Genomic DNA, 17354 nt, shown 5'->3' on the forward strand with positions numbered 1-17354 from the left:
AGCGGCCCGCCATTGCCGGAGCCGCGCGCCACAACATGATCCGCCTCGACAACATCAGCAAGCAGAACGGACGGCAGCTGCTGTTCATCGAGACCTCCGCCGCCCTGCAACGCGGCGAGAAGATCGGCCTGGTCGGCCCCAATGGCGCGGGCAAGACCACGCTGTTCCGCATGATCACCGGCGAGGAGCCGCCCGATGAGGGGCTGGTGCTGGTGGACCGCGGCGTCACCATCGGCTTCTTCAGCCAGGATGTGGGCGAGATGTCGGGCCGCAGCGCGGTGGCCGAGGTGATGGAGGGCGCGGGCGATGTCAGCGCCGTGGCGGCCGAGCTGCGCGGGCTGGAAGCCGCCCTCGCCGACCCCGACCAGACGGATTTCGACGCCGTGCTGGAACGCTTCGGCGAGGTGCAGGCCCGCTTCGAGGAGCTGGGCGGCTACGCGCTGGAGGGTCGCGCGCGCGAGGTGCTGGACGGGCTCGGTTTCAGCCAGGAGATGATGGAGGGCGATGTCGGCAAGCTCTCCGGCGGATGGAAGATGCGCGTGGCGCTCGCCCGCATCCTGCTGATGCGGCCCGACGTGATGCTGCTGGACGAACCCTCCAACCACCTGGACCTGGAAAGCCTGATCTGGCTGGAGAACTTCCTGGGCGGCTATGACGGCGCCCTGCTGATGACCTCGCACGACCGCGAGTTCATGAACCGCGTGGTCAACAAGATCATCGAGATCGATGGCGGCAGCCTGACCAGCTATTCCGGCGACTACGAATTCTACGAAGCCCAGCGCGCCATGGCCGAGCGCCAGCAGCAGGCGCAGTTCGAGCGCCAGCAGGCCATGCTGGCCAAGGAGATCAGGTTCATCGAGCGCTTCAAGGCCCGCGCCTCCCACGCCGCCCAGGTGCAGAGCCGGGTGAAGAAGCTCGACAAGATCGAGCGCGTGGAGCCGCCGCGCCGGCGCCAGGCCATCAGCTTCGAATTCCAGCCCGCGCCGCGCTCGGGCGATGATGTCGTGAACCTCAAGGGCGTGCACAAGCGCTATGGCTCGCGCGTGATCTATGAGGGGCTCGACTTCCTGCTGCGCCGGCGCGAGCGCTGCGCGGTGCTGGGTACCAATGGCGCGGGCAAGTCCACGCTGCTGAAGCTGGCCACGGGGCATCTGGCGCCGGACACGGGCAGCGTGGCGCTCGGCGGCAGCGTGAAGATGGCCTATTTCGCGCAGCACGCCATGGAATTGCTGGATGGCGACCGCACCGTGCTGCAATCGCTGGAAGACGAATTCCCCCGCGCCAGCCAGGCGGCGCTGCGCGGCGTGGCCGGCGCCTTCGGCTTCCCGGGCGACGACGTGGAGAAGCGCTGCCGCGTGCTGTCAGGCGGCGAGAAGGCGCGCCTGGTGATGGCGCGCATGCTGTTCGACCCGCCCAACTTCATCGTGCTGGACGAGCCGACCAACCACCTCGACATGGCCACCAAGGAAATGCTCATCGCGGCGCTGGCGAATTACGAGGGCACCATGCTCTTCGTCTCGCACGACCGGCGCTTCCTGGCGGCCCTCTCCAACCGCGTGCTGGAGGTGACGCCCGAGGGCGTGCACGACTATGGCGGCGGCTACACGGAATACGTGGCGCGCACGGGGCAGGAGGCGCCGGGGCTGCGGAGCTAGCCCCGCGTCAGACGGGGTAGGCCCGCAAATGCTCCAATAGCAGCGCCGTCACGCGCTCGGGCATCTGGTCCGGCGTGTAGTGGCCGCCGCCTGGCAGCACCTCGAAGCGATAGGGGGCCTCGACGAATTCCGCTGTGCCTTCGGCCGCCATGCGCCCCACCGTGTCATCCGCATCGCCCCACATGAAGAGCGTGGGCACGCGCACCTTCCCGATGTCGCGATAGACGCGTCCGCGCGCGCGATACCAGGCCAGCGCCGCCTCCAGCGTCTCGGTGTTGCCGATCACGGCCAGGTGCTTCTCCGTCGCCTCGGGCGGGATGCCCTGGGCGGCGTGGCGGGTGCGAAGCCAGGCGGCGTTGTCGGCCAGCAGCTTCGGCACCGCATCGGCCTCCTGGAAGGCCTTGTGGTGGCGCGAGCGGTGGGGCTGGTCCGGGTCCTCGCGCATGGCGCGGGCGAAGGCGCCCGGATGCGGCCGCGAGAGCATGGTCAGCGAGGCCAGCCGCTCCGGCACGCGTGTCGCGATGTCCCAGGCCAGGCTGCCGCCCCAGTCATGGCCCACCAGATGGAAGCGCCGGCCCGGCGCCAGCGTCTCCGCCATGGCGATGGCATCGCCCACCAGCTTCTCGATGTCGTAGTTCGCGTGCTGCGTGGTGTCGGGCCGCGCGCCCGGCGAATGGCCGCGCTGGCCCGGCGCCGCGGCGCGGTAGCCGGCCTCGGCCAGCGCGGGCAACTGCTTGTCGAACAGGTGCCGTGACACGGCGAAGCCGTGCAGCAGCAGCACCAGCGGCCCGTCCTCGGGGCCGGCCAGGAACACGTCGAAGACGAGCCCCGGGGCGAGCGTGATCTGGCGGTCCTCGATCATGGCCTTGTCCTTCCCTTGTCCTGTGCGACGCGCCGCGCCGCCATTTCGCCGATCATCACGCAGGTGAAGTGCAGGTTGGCGCGGCAATCGGTCGGCATGATGGAGGCGTCCGCCACGCGCAGCCCATCAACGCCCCTCACGCGCAGGTCCGGGTCCACCACGCCGCGCGGGTCCTCGTGCGCGGTCATGCGGCAGGTGCCGGCGGCGTGCTGGATGTCGCTCGCGTGTTCCAGCATCAGCGCGTCCAGCGCGTTATCGGGCAGGGCGGCGGCCTCGTCCATGGAAAGCGCCGTCTCGCTGAAGGTGATGCGCTCCGCCAGCCCCGCCAGCGCCGGTTGCGCGCACAACCGCGCGAGGCGCCTGATGCCGTCGCGCATCCGCAGCCGGTCGGCGGGGTGGTCGAGCATGTTCTCCTCCACCTCCGGCTGCGCCTCAGGCTCGGCCGAAACCAGCCGCACCTCCCCGCGCGAGAAGGCGTCGTAGAGCCCCACCGCCACGGCCCCCATCGGGCCGATGCCGGCGGGGTCCAGGCCGCGATGGTTGTAGGCCACCATGATCATGTCCCGCACACCGCCGCCGCCCAGATGGCTGGAATAGGTCAGGCAGGCATTGGTGTGCCGCGCGTCCAGTCCGCGCGCGCGGTGCTGCGGCTTCAGCGCCAGGTTCGCGCGCAGCACCGGGTGGTCCATGAAATGCCGGCCCACGGCGGCGTTGTCGCGCAGCACCGGAATACCCAGCGCACGCAGCGTCTCCGCGGGCCCGATGCCGCTGCGCATCAGCAGGCAGGGGCTGTGGATGGCGCCGGCGCACAGCACCACCTCGCGCCCCTCCACCTCCTCCCACGGGCCATCGCCGAAGCGCACCCGCACGCCGCGCGCGCGGTGGCCGTCGAAGAGCACGCGATCCACCATCGCCTCGCCCCGGATGGCGAGGTTCGGGCGGCCGCGCGCGGGCTCGATATAACCGTCATGGGTGGTGACGCGGCGGCCGTCGCGCAGGTTGATGGGGTTGCAGGCCACCCCCTCGCCCTCGGGCGCATTGAGGTTGGCCATCCAGGGGTAGCCCTCGGCCAGCGCGGCATCGCGGAAGCCCAGATCCACCGCGCCCCACTCGGCCTCCGGCATGCGGAAGACGGGCAAGGGGCCGCCCTGGCGGCCGAACTCCGCGTCATCCTCGATGTGGTCGAAGATCGGCAGAACGTCCCCCGCCGCCCAGCCCTCGCAGCCCGCCTCCGCCCAGGCGTCGAAGGCCGCCGCCACGCCGCGGATCGCGATCTGCGCGTTCACCGTGGAGGAACCGCCCATGGCCTTCCCCCGCCAGTAGTATTTCGGCGCCTGGGTGCGGGTCCGGCGCGTCATCAGCCCGGGCCATTGCCATTCCGCCTGGTGCGCGGGGTCGTGCATGAAGGGGATGATGTTGGCGCTGCGCAGCGCGGCCGGCGCCTCATCGGGCCGCCAGTCGCGCCCCGCCTCCAGCAGCAGCACGCGGCGGCCTGGGTCTTCCGACAGCCGTGCCGCCAGCGCCGCCCCGGCCGAGCCCGCGCCCACCACGATCACATCCCACATGCGCCATTCCCCACGCGAAAGCGGCGACGCTACCGCTACACCGCGCCGGCCGCAGCCCCCTCGGCGAAGGGGCGCAACCGGGCGGCGATGACCTCGCCCACCGCCTCCACCGCCGCCCGGCGCGGAAAGCCCGCCCGCCAGACGATGCGGATGCAGCGCCCCGCCCGCGCCGAGAGCGGCCGCAGCACCAGCCCCGCATCCTGCGCCGCCCCCGCCGCCAGCCCCGGGATCAGCGTGGTGCCATAGCCGGCCGCCACCATGTTCAGCAGCGTGGAGAGGCTGGCCGAGCGCAGCGTGCTGCCCAGCACCCCCGCCTGGCCGCAGGCCGCCAGCGCCTGGTCGCGCAGGCAATGCCCGTCCGCCAGCACCAGGATGTCCTGGGCGAGCTCGGCCTCCGCCACCACCTCGCGGCCGGCGAGACGGTGCTCGGGCGGCAGGGCGGCCAGGAAGGGTTCCTCGAACAGCGCCTCGCCGACCAGATCTGGCCCGTCCTCCTCGGTGGCCAGCAGGGCGGCGTCGAGCTGGTGGGTCCGCAGCCGTTCCAGCAGGGCCAGGGTCTGGTCCTCCCAGGGCTCGATCTCCAGCGCCGGCAGGGCGGCGCGCAGGGGCGCGAAGACCAGCGGCAGCAGATAGGGCGCCAGCGTCGGAATGATGCCCAGCCGGAACCGCCCCGCCAGCGGGTCGCGCAGGTCGCGCGCCACGGCCAGGATGGCATCCGCCTCGGCCACCGCGCCGCGCACATGGCCCAGCAGCCGGTCGCAGGCCTCGGTGGGGACCACGCTCTTGCCGCCGCGCTCGAACAGCGTGACGCCCAGCGCCTCCTCCAGCTTGCGCACCTGCACGGAAAGCGTGGGCTGGCTGATGCCGCAGGCCTCGGCCGCGCGGCTGAACTGCCCGTGCTCGGCGATGGCGAGGATGTAGCGGAGGTCGCGGAGGTTCATGGCTTCCCAAAGCGTGACGCATAGATACCGTCTATGGCGGCGGTTGAGATTAAGGTCTTCCTTTCATACTCGCGATGCCTCTAGCCTGTGGCAAGACCAACCGCCCGGGGGGAGCGAAGGGCCGCGAACGGCCCACCCGGGGCGGTGAGTGTCCCAGCGACGGATCAACCGCAGCAGCCAGGATCGGAAACGAAAGATGGACGGAAACACCGCGGGCAAGTGCCCGGTCATGCACGGGGCCACGCCCCGCCACACCACCTTCGCCGGCCGTTCGAACCGCGACTGGTGGCCCAATGCGCTCAACCTGCGCATCCTCAGCCAGCATTCCGCCAAGTCCAACCCGATGGGCGAGGCCTTCAACTACGCCGAGGAATTCAAGAAGCTCGACCTCGAGGAACTGAAGCGCGACGTGATGGCGCTGATGACGGTCAGCCAGCCCTGGTGGCCGGCCGACTACGGCCATTACGGCCCCTTCTTCATCCGCATGGCCTGGCACGCCGCCGGCACCTACCGCACCGGCGATGGCCGGGGCGGCGCGGGCAATGGCGCGCACCGCTTCGCGCCCGAGAATTCCTGGCCCGACAACGCCAACCTCGACAAGGCGCGGCGCCTGCTGTGGCCCGTGAAGCAGAAGTACGGCAACAAGATTTCCTGGGCCGACCTCTTCGTCTTCACCGGCAATTGCGCGATCGAGTCCATGGGCCTGAAGCCCTTCGGCTTCGCCGGTGGCCGCGTGGACATCTGGGAGCCCGAGGAGGACATCTACTGGGGCACCGAGGACACTTGGCTGGGCGACAAGCGCTACTCCGGCGACCGTGAGCTGGAGAACCCGCTCGCCGCCGTGCAGATGGGCCTGATCTACGTGAACCCGGAAGGCCCGAACGGCCAGCCCGACCCCCTCGCCTCCGGCCGCGACATCCGCGAGACCTTCGCGCGCATGGCCATGAACGACGAGGAGACGGTGGCCCTGGTGGCCGGCGGCCACACCTTCGGCAAGTGCCACGGCGCGGGCGACGCCGCGCTGGTGGGCCGCGAGCCCGAGGCCGCGCCGATCGAGCTGCAGGGCCTGGGCTGGCTCAGCAGCCATGGCAGCGGCATGGGCGTGGACACCATCACCAGCGGCATCGAGGGCGCCTGGACCCCTGAGCCGACGAAGTGGGACAATGGCTACTTCGACATGCTGCTGGGCTTCGAGTGGGAGCTGCACAAGTCGCCCGCCGGCGCCTGGCAGTGGCACCCGACCGACAAGGCCGCCTGGACGCTGGTGCGCGACGCGCATGACCCCACGAAGCGCCACCCGCCCATGATGACCACGGCCGACATGGCCATGAAGATGGACCCCGAGTACCGCAAGATCTCGGAGCGCTTCCACAAGAACCCCGACCAGTTCGCCGATGCCTTCGCCCGCGCGTGGTTCAAGCTGACCCACCGCGACATGGGGCCGAAGGTGCGTTACCTCGGCTCCATGGTGCCCGCCGAGGACCTGATCTGGCAGGACCCCGTGCCGGCCGTGGACCACGCGCTGGTGGACGCGGCCGACATCGCGGCACTCAAGGCGGAAATCCTGGCCTCGGGCCTGACCACGCAGCAGCTGGTGGCCACCGCCTGGGCCTCGGCCTCGACCTTCCGTGGCTCGGACAAGCGGGGCGGCGCCAATGGCGCGCGCATCCGCCTCGCGCCCCAGAAGGACTGGGAGGCCAACAACCCCGCGCAGCTTTCGATGGTGCTGGGCAAGCTGGAGGCCATCCAGGCCGGCTTCAACGCCAAGGCCGCCGGCGGCAAGAAGGTCTCGCTCGCGGATCTGATCGTGCTGGGCGGCTGCGCGGCGGTGGAGCAGGCGGCGAAGGCCGCGGGGGTCGCAGTGGAGGTGCCCTTCGCCCCCGGCCGCACCGACGCCACGCAGGAGCAGACCGACGTGGACAGCTTCGCGCCGCTGGAGCCGGAGGCCGATGGCTTCCGCAACTACCAGAAGCGCGACTTCACCGTCGCCCCCGAGGAGATGCTGGTGGACAAGGCCCAGCTTCTCACCCTGACCGCGCCCGAGATGACGGTGCTGGTGGGCGGGCTGCGCGCGCTGGACGCCAATGCGGGCGGTTCGCGCCACGGCGTCTTCACCCAGCGGCCGGGCGTGCTGACGAACGACTTCTTCGTCAACCTGCTCGACATGAACACCGCCTGGGCGCCCTCGGCCGACAATCCCGGCACCTATGTGGGCCGTGACCGCGCGAGCGGTGCCACGAAGTGGACGGGCACGCGGGTGGACCTGGTCTTCGGCTCCAACTCGCAGCTGCGTGCCCTGGCCGAGGTCTATGGCCAGTCCGACGCGCAGGCGAAGTTCGTGAAGGACTTCGTGGCGGCCTGGACCAAGGTGATGAACCTGGACCGCTTCGACCTGGCCTGAGGCCAGGACCTCGGCCGGGCCCGCATGGGCCCGGCCTCCCGCGCGGGCGCTGACACGGCTTCGTCACTTTGCGCCCGCGCCCGCCCGACGCAAATTGGGCGGATGGAGATCAACGACTATCCCCTTCGCCTTGCCCTCGCCCTGCTGCTGGGTGCCGCCATCGGTGCCGAGCGCCAGTGGCGGCAGCGCATGGCGGGGCTTCGCACCAATGCGCTGGTGGCGCTCGGCGCCTGCTGCTTCACCGTCTTCGGCCTGGTGACGCCCGGCGATGCCAGCCCGACGCGCGTCGCCGCGCAGGTGGTGACGGGAATCGGCTTCCTGGGCGCGGGCGTCATCATGCGCGAGGGGCTGAACATCCGCGGCCTGAACACGGCCGCCACCCTCTGGTGCGCGGCGGCGGTGGGCGTGTTCTGCGGGGCGGGCGCCTATCTGCTGGCCCTGGCCGCGACCGGCCTCATCATCGGCGCCAATCTCGGATTGCGCCCCCTGGTGCGGCTGATCGACCGGCAACCGGATGCGGGGTCGGAGGTGGAGCACGCCTATCGCATCAGCGTCACCTGCAAGGCGTCCAAGGAGGCGCATATCCGCGCTTTGCTGGTCCAGGCCATCGCGGGTGGCGAGGTGCGGCTGCGCCGACTGGACAGCGAGGACCTGGCCGACCCCGCCAGCACGGCCGAACGCGTGGTGATCACCGCCGAGCTCGCCTCCAGCGGGCGGGCCGAGGCGCTGCTCGAGGCGATCGTGGGACGGCTCAGCCTGGAAGGCTCGGTCACCCGCGCGGGCTGGGCGGAGGCGGGCGGAGGCACGCAGGCCCATTAGGGCGGGTTTCGGCACGCCTGGTGATTGCGCCTCGACGCACCCCGCGCGGCCCGCCCCCGCAACGCTGACGCTTCCCGCGCGTTTCCTGTCCTTCACGCGGGAGGGACATCCATGGCCATGCCACACAGCGACCGGTTCTTCGTGTCACGGGGGTGGCGCGTCGTGCACCTGTTGCTGTTGCTGCTGGTGGGGCTGCTGGGCCTGGCCCAGGCGGGGCTGGGCGGCTGGCTGGTCGCGGTCGGCGGCACGCCCCTGCATCTCTCCTGTGGGCTGCTGCTGGTGGGCGCCGCCGTGGTGGGATGGCTGCGGCCGGGCCGCTTCGAGGCCTTGGCCATGCTGCTGGCCTTCGGCGTGGCACTCGCCTGGGCACTGGTCGAGATCGCGGGCAAGGGCTGGATGCCGGCCTGGGGCTTCGACCTGGCGGGCCGCGTGGGCATCGTCTTCGCCCTGCTGGCCCTGGCCTTCGCCGCCTCCATCCTGGCGCGCATCCCGCGCTCGGGCCTGGCCGTGGGCGGGGCGGCAGGCGTGGGCATCCTGGCCAGCGCGGGCCTCGTCGCCTTCTTCTGGGAACGGCCAATGGAGCCCGCCACCGGCGCGGCATTGGCCTCGCAAACGGTCCCGGCCGGCGGCAACGACGCATCCGAATGGCGTGCCCATGCGGGTTCGCATCTGGGCCAGGGTTACTCCCCCGCCGCGCAGGTGACGCCCGCCAACGTCTCGCGCCTGCGCGAGGTCTGGCGCCACCGCACGCGCGACCTGCCGCCCAATGACCGCGTCTACTACTCCTCGCAGAACACCCCGCTGAAGGTCGGCGACGGCCTCTATGTGTGCAGCGCCAGCGGGCAGGTCTTCGCCCTCGACCCCGCCACGGGGGAGGAGCGGTGGCACTTCGACCCGCGGACCTCGCCCGCCGTCATGGAAAGCCTGTTCAGCGTGGCCTGCCGCGCGGTGGGCCATCACGGGACGCCGGGTGCGGAGGCCTGTGGCGAGCGCATCTTCTCCACCACCGCCGATGGCCGCATGTTCGCCCTCGATGCGCGCACCGGCACACCCTGTGCCGATTTCGGCCAGAACGGCGTCGTGGACCTGACGGCGGGCATGGGCATCCGGGAGCCGGGCTTCGCCTCCAACACCTCCGGCCCCGCCGTGGTGGGCGATGTCATCATCATCGGCCAGCAGGTCAGCGACAACCAGCGCCGCGACGCGCCCTCCGGCGTGGTGCGCGCCTATGACGCACGCAGCGGCGCGCTGCTCTGGGCCTGGGACGCGCACCGGCCGGACGCGCAGGCGCCGCTGGCGCCCGGTGAAATCTTCCCCCGCGGCACGCCCAATGTCTGGACGCTGATCACGGCCGATGAACAGCTGGGCCTGGTCTTCCTCGGCACCGGCAATTCCGGCGCCGACCATTGGGGCGGCAACCGCACCGCCGAGGAGGACCGCTTCACCTCCGCCGTCGTCGCCGTGGAACTGGCCACCGGCGCGACGCGCTGGTCCTTCGCCACCGTGGACCATGACCTCTGGGACTATGACATCGGCGCCCAGCCCGTGGTGATGGACCTCGAGATCGAGGGTGCCATGCGCCGCGTGGTGGTGCAGGGCACCAAGACCGGCTCGCTCTTCGTCTTCGACGCCGCGACCGGGGAGGCGCTGCGGCCCATCGAGCGCCGCCCCTCCCCCCAAGGCCCGCTGCTGACCGGTGAGCGCATCTCGCCCGACCAGCCGCATTCGGTGTTCTACCCCAACTTCGCCGGCCACCCCGGCCCGGTGCCGGAAGTGATCGACGCGCGCCACACCTTCGGCGTGACACCGCTCGATGCCGCCTGGTGCCGCATCCAGTTCCACCAGATGCGCTATGAGGGGATCTTCACGCCGCCCACCGCCGAGGGGCGCGGCATGCTGCTCTTCCCCGGCACCATCGGCGGCATCAACTGGGGCGGGCTGGGCGTGGACCAGGGCCGGGGCATCGTCATCACCAACCACAGCCGCCTGCCCAACCAGGTGCTGATGATCCCGCAGGCCCAGGTGACGGACCTGCCCGTGGGCGATGGCGGCGCGCGGCCGGACCAGGAGACGGCGCCCCAGGCCGGCACCCCCTATGGCGTGCGCCGGCCCATGTGGCTCTCGCCGCTCGATGTGCCCTGCATCGCGCCGCCCTGGGGCTACCTGGCGGCGACGGACATGGAAAGCGGGCGCCTGCTGTGGTCGCAGCCGCTGGGCACGGGCTTCGACACCGGCCCGCTGCTGATGCCCACCTTCCTGCGCATCCCGACCGGCACGCCCAATATCGGCGGGCCACTGGTGACGGCCACGGGCCTCACCTTCATCGCCGCCGCGCAGGATGACTGGCTGCGCGCCTTCGAGACCGAGACGGGCCGCCTGCTGTGGTCCGGCCGCCTGCCCGCGGGCGGCCAGGCCAGCCCCATGACCTACATGCATCAGGGGCGGCAATACGTGGCCATCGGCGCGGCGGGCCACCAGCGGCTGGAAACCCGCACGGGCGACTATCTGGTGGTCTTTGCCCTGGAGGAGTGATGCGAAAGGCTCGCCCGCACCATGCGGGCGAACCCCATCCTCGCGTGCCGGCGATAAAGGGCGGATCGGCCCCGATCCGCGCCAGTGAAAGGAGGGGGCCTCAGCCCCCCTGCTTCAGCAGCCAGACGGAGAACAGCCCATCCGCATCGCCCCAATGCCGCTCCGCGCTCCAGCCGGCTTCGGCGCAGAGGGCGGTGAAGCGTTCGGGGCGGTATTTGTGGCTGTTCTCGGTGTGGATGGTCTCGCCGGCGGCGAAGCGCAGCCGCCGCCCCGCCATCCGCACCAGCTGCGGCCGGAGCGAGACGAGGTGCATCTCGATCCGCTCCTTCTCCGCGTTCCAGCGCGCCTCGTGCCGGAAGGCTTTGAGGTCGAACTCCGCCCCCAGCTCCCGGTTCAGCCGCGCCAGAAGGTTCATGTTGAAGGCGGCCGTGACGCCCGCCGCGTCGTCATAGGCGGCTTCCAGCACGGCTTGGTCCTTCACCCGGTCGGCGCCGATCAGCAGCCTGGAACCTGGGCCCAGGATGCGCCCCGCCATCCGCAGAAAATCCCGCGCCGCCTCGGGCGTGAAATTGCCGATGGTGGAGCCCGGGAAGAAGCCCAGCAGCGGCGTGCCGCGCGGCAGGCGCGGCAAGGGGAAGGGCCGGGTGAAATCCGCGACGACGGGCAGCACCGTCAGGCCCGGATGCGCGGCCGCCACGCGCGCCGCGCCTTCCTCCAGCCATTCGGGCGCGATGTCCACGGGCACATAGGCGGCGGGGCGGTCCATCGCGTCCAGCAATAGCCCCACCTTCTCCGCGCTGCCCGAGCCGAACTCGACCACCGCGGCGCCGGGCCCCGCGAGCGCGGCCGCCTCCGACGCGCAGCCGCGCAGGATCGCGGTCTCGGTGCGCGTGGGGTAGTATTCGGGCAGGCGGATGATCTCCTCGAAGAGCCGCGCGCCCTCGGCGTCATAGAGCCATTTGCAGGGCAGCGTCTTGCGCTCGGCGGTCAGGCCCGCCACGGCATCGGCCAGCAGGGCGGCGCGTTGCGCGCGGGCCTCGGCCTCCGGGTCGTACCGGTTCTCGGCGCGGCTCATGGCACGTCCTTCGCGAGGCGCAGCCCCGTGAACTGCCATCGCGCCCCGGGCGGGAAGAAGTTGCGGTAAGTGGGCCGCGAATGGCCGGGCGGGGTGGCGCGGGAGCCGCCGCGCAGCACCATCTGGCCGATCATGAACTTGCCATTGTATTCGCCGACGGCGCCGGCCCAGGGGCGAAAGCCGGGATAGGGGCGATAGGCGCTGCCGGTCCATTGCCAGACATGGCCCTCGGCCGCGAGGAAGCCCGGAAGGGCGCTGGACGCCTCCCATTCCTGCTCAGTCGGCAGGCGGCAGCCGGCCCAGCGGGCATAGGCGTCCGCCTCATACCAGCTGATGTGACGGACGGGCGCGTCGGGATGGAGCGCGCCAAGCCCCGCCGGCGTGAAGCCCAGCCAGGTGCCATCGCGCTGCAGCCAGTGTTCCGGCGCCTGCCAGCCCTGGGCCTCGCATTCGGCCCAGCCCTCGGACATCCAGAGCGAGGCGGTGCGATAGCCGCCATCCTCCACGAACTCCAGCCATTCGGCATTGGAGACGGGCCGGTCCGCGATGGCGAAGGGCTCGAGAAAGACGCGGTGGCGCGGCCCTTCATTGTCGAACGCGAAGCCCTCGCCGTCATGGCCCACGGCCACCACGCCCGAGGGCCCATCCAGCCAGCGCAGCATGGCGGGCGGCGGCGTCGCCTCGCGCCAGGCGGGGTCCATGGCGGGGTGCAGCGGGTTCTGCGCCAGCAGGTGCAGCGCATCGGTCAGCAGCAATTCCTGATGCTGTTCCTCATGCCGCAGGCCGAGCTCCACCAGCGTCGCCACCTCCGGCGAGAGCGGCCCGGCCAGCAGCCCCGTCATCGCCTGGTCGACATGGGCGCGATAGGCGGTGACGCGCGCGGTGGCCGGGCGCGTCAGCATGCCCCGGCGCGGCCGCGCATGGCGCGGGCCTGCGGCCAGGTAGTAGGAATTGAACAGGAAGGCGAAATCCGGGTCGAAGCCCTGATAACCCTCCACATGCGGCTTCAGCACGAAGGTCTCGAAGAACCAGGTGGTGTGCGCGCGGTGCCACTTCGCCGGCGAGGCGTCAGGCATGGATTGCACGCATTGGTCCTCGGGCGAGAGGGGTTCCGCCAGGCGCTCCGTGGCCGCCCGCAGGGAAGCGTATCGGTCGGCCAAGGAGGCTTCCGCCTCCAGCCTGGCGTGCTGGTCCATCTCTCTCTCCCCTCCGCGCATGGCCGCCGGCCCGGAGCGCGGAGGGTCCGGCCCGGCCGATGGCTTGAGGGGGTGAACGCGCGGCGGGGCCTGAGGTTGCGCGTCAGTCCGCCTGGAATCCCGCGGCGGTGTGGGAACCGTCACAGAAGGGCTTGTTGCGCGACTGCCCGCAGCGGCAGAACAGCGCCGCCTCCGCCTTCAGCAGCGTGCGCCCCGTGCCGCTCAGGATTTCCATGGGCCCCGCGAGCGACAAGGGCCCGTCGCGCTGCGGCGCCACCGCCAGCACACCGCCGCGCACGGCCAGGGCGGGGCTGTCGATTGTCTCCGGCTCGCCCGTCGCGTGGAAGCCCGCGTCATGGTGGGACCCGTCGCAATACGGCTTGTTGCGCGAGGCGCCGCAGCGGCAGAGCGTGGCGCGAAACCCGATCGCCTCGCCGCGCAGCCAGATGTCGGCACGAATGGCCAGCGGCCCGTCCTCGCGCAGCTGCACCAGGTTCACGGGCGGCGGCGCCTCCCCTGGCCCGCCATCATGGCGGCGATAGCGGATGGCGCCGGAGGGACAGGCCTGCGCGACCGCCACCAGGCCCTCGGTGCTGGTGGCCTCGTCGGGCGCGATCCAGGCGCCGACCACATTGGCCTTGAACACGCCGGGCTGCTGCAGCACGCAGAAGCGCGCATGGATGCAGCGCTTCGCCTCGAACAGGATGGTGATGTCGCGGCCCTGGGCGGTCTCGATCTCCGGCACCTCCGCGGCGGGGGCCTCGCCCGCGAGGCGCCGCGCGATGCCGGCCAGCACCTCGCCCGCCGCGAAGTTGGGCAGCAGAAGGGCGGTGCGCGCCGCAACCTCGCGGAAGCGTTCCGCCAGCAGCGCCTGGGCGGAGGCCCCCGGCGGCAGCGGCGCCACGTCGCGCAGCATGGCGAAGCTCATCCCCGCGCGCCGCGCATCGCCGCCCGCGCAGGCGGGCAGGGTGGTGAGGTGCTCGGCCACCGGCACCAAGGCACGCATCGCGTCCACGGAGGCATCGAGGCAGGCGCGCTTGCGCGCGGCGTCCGTCTCGGCGAAGCCCTGCACCAGGGCGCGCAGCATGGCGGCGTAGATGGCGTTGGCCGCGTCCATCACCGGCGCGGTGGCGGGATGGTCAATGTAGGTCTTGCCCGCGGGGTCGGGCGGGCGGCGCATGACCGGGTTGGCGACCACCGCGCGCGCCGGCGCGAAGCCCGGCTCGGCCCCGAGGCGGGCCGCATAGGCGTCCCGCACCGCGAGGAAGCGGCGGTAGTGCGACGCCTCCACATCCGTGGGCGAGCCCTCGCCCTGCTCCACGATGGTGTCGAGCCCGGCCAGCGCGCTGGCGAGCCCCGTCACCGCCCGCAGCCCCGGCAGCGCCGCCAGCTCCGGCCCCACCTGCAGCGCGGGGTCGCCGGGAAAGAGCGTGGCCTCGCCCAGCTGCGCCGCGAGCCGCTCCAGCCCCGCGCGGATGCTGCGGTAGAGGTGGCCCACCGTCAGGTAGTCCTGCGCGCTGGGCATCAGCCGCTCGCCAGGGGTTTCGCGCCGATACCCCGGGCTGGGGGCGGCGAAGCCCGCGCCATCCTCCAGCGCCACGCCCTCGGGCCGTTCGAGGTAGATGAAGTGGTCCAGGGTCGCGCGGTCGAAGGGGGTGAGGTTCACCACCACGCCGGAAGGGTGATAGCCCGGCGCCACCGGGAAATTGGGCCGCCCGAAGCGCGGCGCGCCGCCGATGGCCGATGTCAGGTTCGCCACCAGCGCGAGATGCGTCATCTCGTCCACCGCCACGGCCAGGATGGCGCGGCGCCAGCCGGCCACCAGCGCGGCATCGGCGGGCGAGAGGCCATCCGCCTCGGTTTTCAGGCTGAAGGCGGCGTAGAGGTAGCAGCACATCAGGTTGTGCTCGATCTCCGCGGCCTCGGCGAGGAGGTAGAGCAGCTCCTCGCGCGAGGTGACGCGGATGGCGGGTTCGGGCGGCGCGTTCATGCGGGGCCACCAGCTGCGAGGTTGCTCACCGCGCCGCGATCTCGCGCGCCAGCGCGGCCGCGTCCAGCTCGATCAAATTGGGCGGGGGCGCCACGCGCGGGAAGCCTGGGAAGCGCGCGTCCATCGCCGTGCGGATGCGCCCCGCCGCCTCCGTCGAGAGCGGTGTGGCGGTGGCGAGTTCCGCGCGCACCAGGCGCTCCATGGTGCGGAGATAGTCCAGCTGCTCGCGGATCAGCACGCCGGCCGGGGCGGCCGCGCCATGTCCGGGCAGCGCCGTGCCCACGCCCTCATAACGGGGCAGCGCGGCCTCCAGCTGCGCGATCCATTCGAGGGTGTGGCCATCCAGCAGCCAGGGCGTGGCGCGGTTGCCGGCCAGGTCGGCCGTCACCAGCAGGTCATTGGCCTCGGAGAACAGCAGCGTCATGCCGCTCGCCTCGCCGCGGCCCAGCTGGTCCACGCGCCATTCGGCGCCGGCGAGCGTGATACGCTCATCCGGGCGCAGCACGCGCGTGGCCACCGGCAGGGTGTCGGGCACGCGGCCGGGGAAGAAGCCCTGCATCATGCCGATCAGTTCGCGGCCGCTGCGGGCCGCATAGTCGCGCGTGACCTCGCTGGCGAGGATGGGCGCGTCAGGGAAGGCGCGGTGCACCACCTCGAGGCCCGTCACATGATCCGCGTGTTCGTGCGAGAGGAAGATGGCCTCCACCGGCAGCCCGGTGCCGCGCGCATGGGCGACCACCTGCGCGGCCTCCACCGAGGTGCGCTGACAATCCACGATGACGACCGAACGCGGGCCGATCAGCAGGAAGGAGTTCACGGACCCCTGGCCCGGTCGGTCGTATTTCGCGACCTCCAGCCCCGCCCCGGGCGTGTAGGCCCCGGCCGGCGAAAGGGCGAGGACGGAGAGCGCGCCGACGGCGCGGCCGAGCGTGCGGCGGGGGAGCATGGGGTGACATCCTTGCGTGACGTGGACACTGTCAACTCCGCAGGTTGTCGGCGCCAACTGAAATGCGGTGCGTCATCAGATTATCACATCGAATTGTGTTGACGCCGTCAACTTCAGTGCGCGATGAGGTTGACGCCGTCAACACGAAAGGCCCCGCCATGCGCCCCCTGCCCTTCCTTCTGCTCCTCCTCGCGACGCCCGCCGCCTCGGCGGGGCTGGATGTCACGGTCACCGGCGCGCGCGGCGCCACGGGCGAGGTGGGCTGCGCCCTCTACGCCAGCGAAGCGGGCTTCCCGACCGACGCCGCGCCCGCCACCCAGCTTTGGCAGCCTGCCCGCCCGGAGGGCGTCACCTGCCGCTTCGAGGGCCTGCGCCCGGGGCGCTACGCCGTGGCCGTCTCGCACGATCTGAACGGCAACCGCCGCACCGACACGAATTTCCTCGGCATCCCCACCGAGGATTGGGGCGTGTCCAACAATATCCGCCCCACTCTGCGCGCGCCGCGCTTCAGCGAGGCCGCCGTGGAGGTGCCCGAGGGCCCCGCCACGCGCATCGAGATCAGGCTCGGCCGATGAGCAGGCATCTCGATCGCTACGGCCCCTGGGCGCTGGTCACCGGCGCCTCGGACGGCATTGGCCAGGCCACGGCGCAACGCCTGGCCGCGCTGGGCTTTTCCCTGTTGCTGGTGGCGCGGCGGGCGGACCGGCTGGCCATGCTCGCCGCCGAATTGCGCGCGGCGCATGGCGTCACGGTGCAATGCCTGGCGCTGGACCTCGGCACCGAGGAGGGCCTCGCCACGCTGCGCCATGAGAGTGCCGCGCATGACGTGGGCCTGCTGGTGGCGGCGGCGGGCTTCGGCACCTCCGGCCCCTTCCTGGCCGCGCCGCTGCGCGAGGAGTTGGCCATGCTGGACGTGAACTGCCGCGCGGTGCTGGCGCTCACGCATGAATTCGGCAACCGCTTCGCCGCGCGCGGCCATGGCGGCATCGTGCTGTTCAGCTCGCTCGTCGCCTTCCAGGGCGTGCCGCACGCGGCCGCCTATGCGGCGACCAAAGCCTTCGTGCAGTCCTTGTCCGAGGGCATCGCGCCCGAACTCCGCGCGCGCGGCGTGGACGTGCTGGCCGTGGCGCCCGGCCCCGTCCGCAGCGGCTTCGCCGCACGCGCCGGCATGCGGATGGGCGCCACCGACAGCCCCGCCACGGTGGCCGATGGGCTGGTCGCGGCACTCGGCCGCCGCGCGCTGGTGCGGCCGGGAATGCTCTCCAAGGCGCTGGAATTCGCGCTCACCCCGTTGCCGCGCCGTGGCCGCGTCTGGATGATGGGCCGCGTCATGTCCGGGATGGCGCGCCATGTGGCTTGAGCCCCGCTTGGT

The 17354-nt window shown here is 71.8% G+C and carries 13 protein-coding genes; 6 read left to right on the forward strand and 7 right to left on the reverse strand.

From position 1 onward, the window contains the following. The first annotated feature begins 35 nt into the window (after positions 1-35). Complete coding sequence (locus tag JTN19_RS04980; protein ID WP_206930805.1) at positions 36-1655, forward strand: ABC-F family ATP-binding cassette domain-containing protein; 1620 nt, start codon at positions 36-38, stop codon at positions 1653-1655. 7 nt (positions 1656-1662) lie between these two features. Here the strand turns inward: JTN19_RS04980 and JTN19_RS04985 are convergent, their stop codons facing one another. The 3 genes from JTN19_RS04985 to JTN19_RS04995 are packed head-to-tail and all read right to left on the reverse strand — an operon-like array spanning position 1663 to position 5023. Beyond that, positions 1663-2517, reverse strand: a complete 855-nt coding sequence (locus JTN19_RS04985; protein WP_206930806.1) for an alpha/beta fold hydrolase — start codon at positions 2515-2517, stop codon at positions 1663-1665. After that, positions 2514-4082 carry a GMC family oxidoreductase gene (locus JTN19_RS04990; protein ID WP_206930807.1) on the reverse strand — a complete coding sequence of 523 codons (1569 nt, stop codon included), beginning with the start codon at positions 4080-4082 and terminating at the stop codon, positions 2514-2516. Before JTN19_RS04990 ends, JTN19_RS04985 begins: the two co-directional genes overlap by 4 nt. Positions 4083-4117: 35 nt before the next feature. After that, positions 4118-5023, reverse strand: a complete 906-nt coding sequence (locus JTN19_RS04995) for a LysR substrate-binding domain-containing protein (RefSeq protein WP_206930808.1) — start codon at positions 5021-5023, stop codon at positions 4118-4120. A gap of 196 nt (positions 5024-5219) precedes the next feature. Between JTN19_RS04995 and katG the strand changes: the two genes are divergently transcribed. The 3 genes from katG (at position 5220) to JTN19_RS05010 (ending at position 10775) form a co-directional block, all read left to right on the forward strand. Further along, positions 5220-7424, forward strand: a complete 2205-nt coding sequence (katG, locus tag JTN19_RS05000; protein WP_206930809.1) for a catalase/peroxidase HPI — start codon at positions 5220-5222, stop codon at positions 7422-7424. A 102-nt stretch (positions 7425-7526) separates the two neighbouring features. Next, positions 7527-8243, forward strand: coding sequence for an MgtC/SapB family protein (locus JTN19_RS05005; RefSeq protein ID WP_206930810.1), 717 nt, complete (start codon positions 7527-7529; stop codon positions 8241-8243). A gap of 111 nt (positions 8244-8354) precedes the next feature. Beyond that, a complete protein-coding gene (locus JTN19_RS05010) occupies positions 8355-10775 on the forward strand; it encodes a pyrroloquinoline quinone-dependent dehydrogenase (protein WP_206930811.1) in 2421 nt (806 codons plus the stop codon). Positions 10776-10875: 100 nt separating this feature from the next. Here the strand turns inward: JTN19_RS05010 and egtD are convergent, their stop codons facing one another. The 4 genes from egtD to JTN19_RS05030 all read right to left on the reverse strand — a co-directional run bounded on the left by egtD (position 10876) and on the right by JTN19_RS05030 (position 15982). Then, positions 10876-11850, reverse strand: a complete 975-nt coding sequence (gene egtD, locus JTN19_RS05015) for an L-histidine N(alpha)-methyltransferase (RefSeq protein WP_206930812.1) — start codon at positions 11848-11850, stop codon at positions 10876-10878. Then, complete coding sequence (gene egtB / locus JTN19_RS05020) at positions 11847-13046, reverse strand: ergothioneine biosynthesis protein EgtB (RefSeq protein ID WP_206930813.1); 1200 nt, start codon at positions 13044-13046, stop codon at positions 11847-11849. The genes egtD and egtB overlap by 4 nt, the downstream gene beginning before the upstream one ends. Positions 13047-13149: 103 nt before the next feature. After that, positions 13150-15036 carry a ferritin-like domain-containing protein gene (locus tag JTN19_RS05025; RefSeq protein WP_206930814.1) on the reverse strand — a complete coding sequence of 629 codons (1887 nt, stop codon included), beginning with the start codon at positions 15034-15036 and terminating at the stop codon, positions 13150-13152. Positions 15037-15061: 25 nt separating this feature from the next. Then, positions 15062-15982, reverse strand: a complete 921-nt coding sequence (locus tag JTN19_RS05030) for an MBL fold metallo-hydrolase (RefSeq protein ID WP_206930815.1) — start codon at positions 15980-15982, stop codon at positions 15062-15064. Positions 15983-16140: 158 nt separating this feature from the next. On the opposite strand from JTN19_RS05030, the gene JTN19_RS05035 reads away from it, so the two are divergent. Both JTN19_RS05035 and JTN19_RS05040 read left to right on the forward strand, forming a co-directional pair. Then, positions 16141-16557 carry a DUF2141 domain-containing protein gene (locus tag JTN19_RS05035; protein WP_206930816.1) on the forward strand — a complete coding sequence of 139 codons (417 nt, stop codon included), beginning with the start codon at positions 16141-16143 and terminating at the stop codon, positions 16555-16557. After that, the gene (locus JTN19_RS05040; protein ID WP_206930817.1) at positions 16554-17342 is read left to right on the forward strand and encodes an SDR family NAD(P)-dependent oxidoreductase; all 789 of its coding nucleotides are present in this window, start codon (positions 16554-16556) and stop codon (positions 17340-17342) included. The genes JTN19_RS05035 and JTN19_RS05040 overlap by 4 nt, the downstream gene beginning before the upstream one ends. The last annotated feature ends 12 nt before the right edge of the window (positions 17343-17354 follow it).

Origin of the sequence: Roseococcus thiosulfatophilus, assembly GCF_017311575.1 — a bacterium.
Lineage (GTDB): Bacteria > Pseudomonadota > Alphaproteobacteria > Acetobacterales > Acetobacteraceae > Roseococcus > Roseococcus thiosulfatophilus.

Coding starts and splice junctions, on each gene's coding strand:
- JTN19_RS04980 (WP_206930805.1), top strand. CDS start 36: ATGATCCGCCTCGACAACATCAGCAAGCAGAACGGACGGCAGCTGCTG.
- JTN19_RS04985 (WP_206930806.1), bottom strand. CDS start 2,517: ATGATCGAGGACCGCCAGATCACGCTCGCCCCGGGGCTCGTCTTCGAC.
- JTN19_RS04990 (WP_206930807.1), bottom strand. CDS start 4,082: ATGTGGGATGTGATCGTGGTGGGCGCGGGCTCGGCCGGGGCGGCGCTG.
- JTN19_RS04995 (WP_206930808.1), bottom strand. CDS start 5,023: ATGAACCTCCGCGACCTCCGCTACATCCTCGCCATCGCCGAGCACGGG.
- katG (WP_206930809.1), top strand. CDS start 5,220: ATGGACGGAAACACCGCGGGCAAGTGCCCGGTCATGCACGGGGCCACG.
- JTN19_RS05005 (WP_206930810.1), top strand. CDS start 7,527: ATGGAGATCAACGACTATCCCCTTCGCCTTGCCCTCGCCCTGCTGCTG.
- JTN19_RS05010 (WP_206930811.1), top strand. CDS start 8,355: ATGGCCATGCCACACAGCGACCGGTTCTTCGTGTCACGGGGGTGGCGC.
- egtD (WP_206930812.1), bottom strand. CDS start 11,850: ATGAGCCGCGCCGAGAACCGGTACGACCCGGAGGCCGAGGCCCGCGCG.
- egtB (WP_206930813.1), bottom strand. CDS start 13,046: ATGGACCAGCACGCCAGGCTGGAGGCGGAAGCCTCCTTGGCCGACCGA.
- JTN19_RS05025 (WP_206930814.1), bottom strand. CDS start 15,036: ATGAACGCGCCGCCCGAACCCGCCATCCGCGTCACCTCGCGCGAGGAG.
- JTN19_RS05030 (WP_206930815.1), bottom strand. CDS start 15,982: ATGCTCCCCCGCCGCACGCTCGGCCGCGCCGTCGGCGCGCTCTCCGTC.
- JTN19_RS05035 (WP_206930816.1), top strand. CDS start 16,141: ATGCGCCCCCTGCCCTTCCTTCTGCTCCTCCTCGCGACGCCCGCCGCC.
- JTN19_RS05040 (WP_206930817.1), top strand. CDS start 16,554: ATGAGCAGGCATCTCGATCGCTACGGCCCCTGGGCGCTGGTCACCGGC.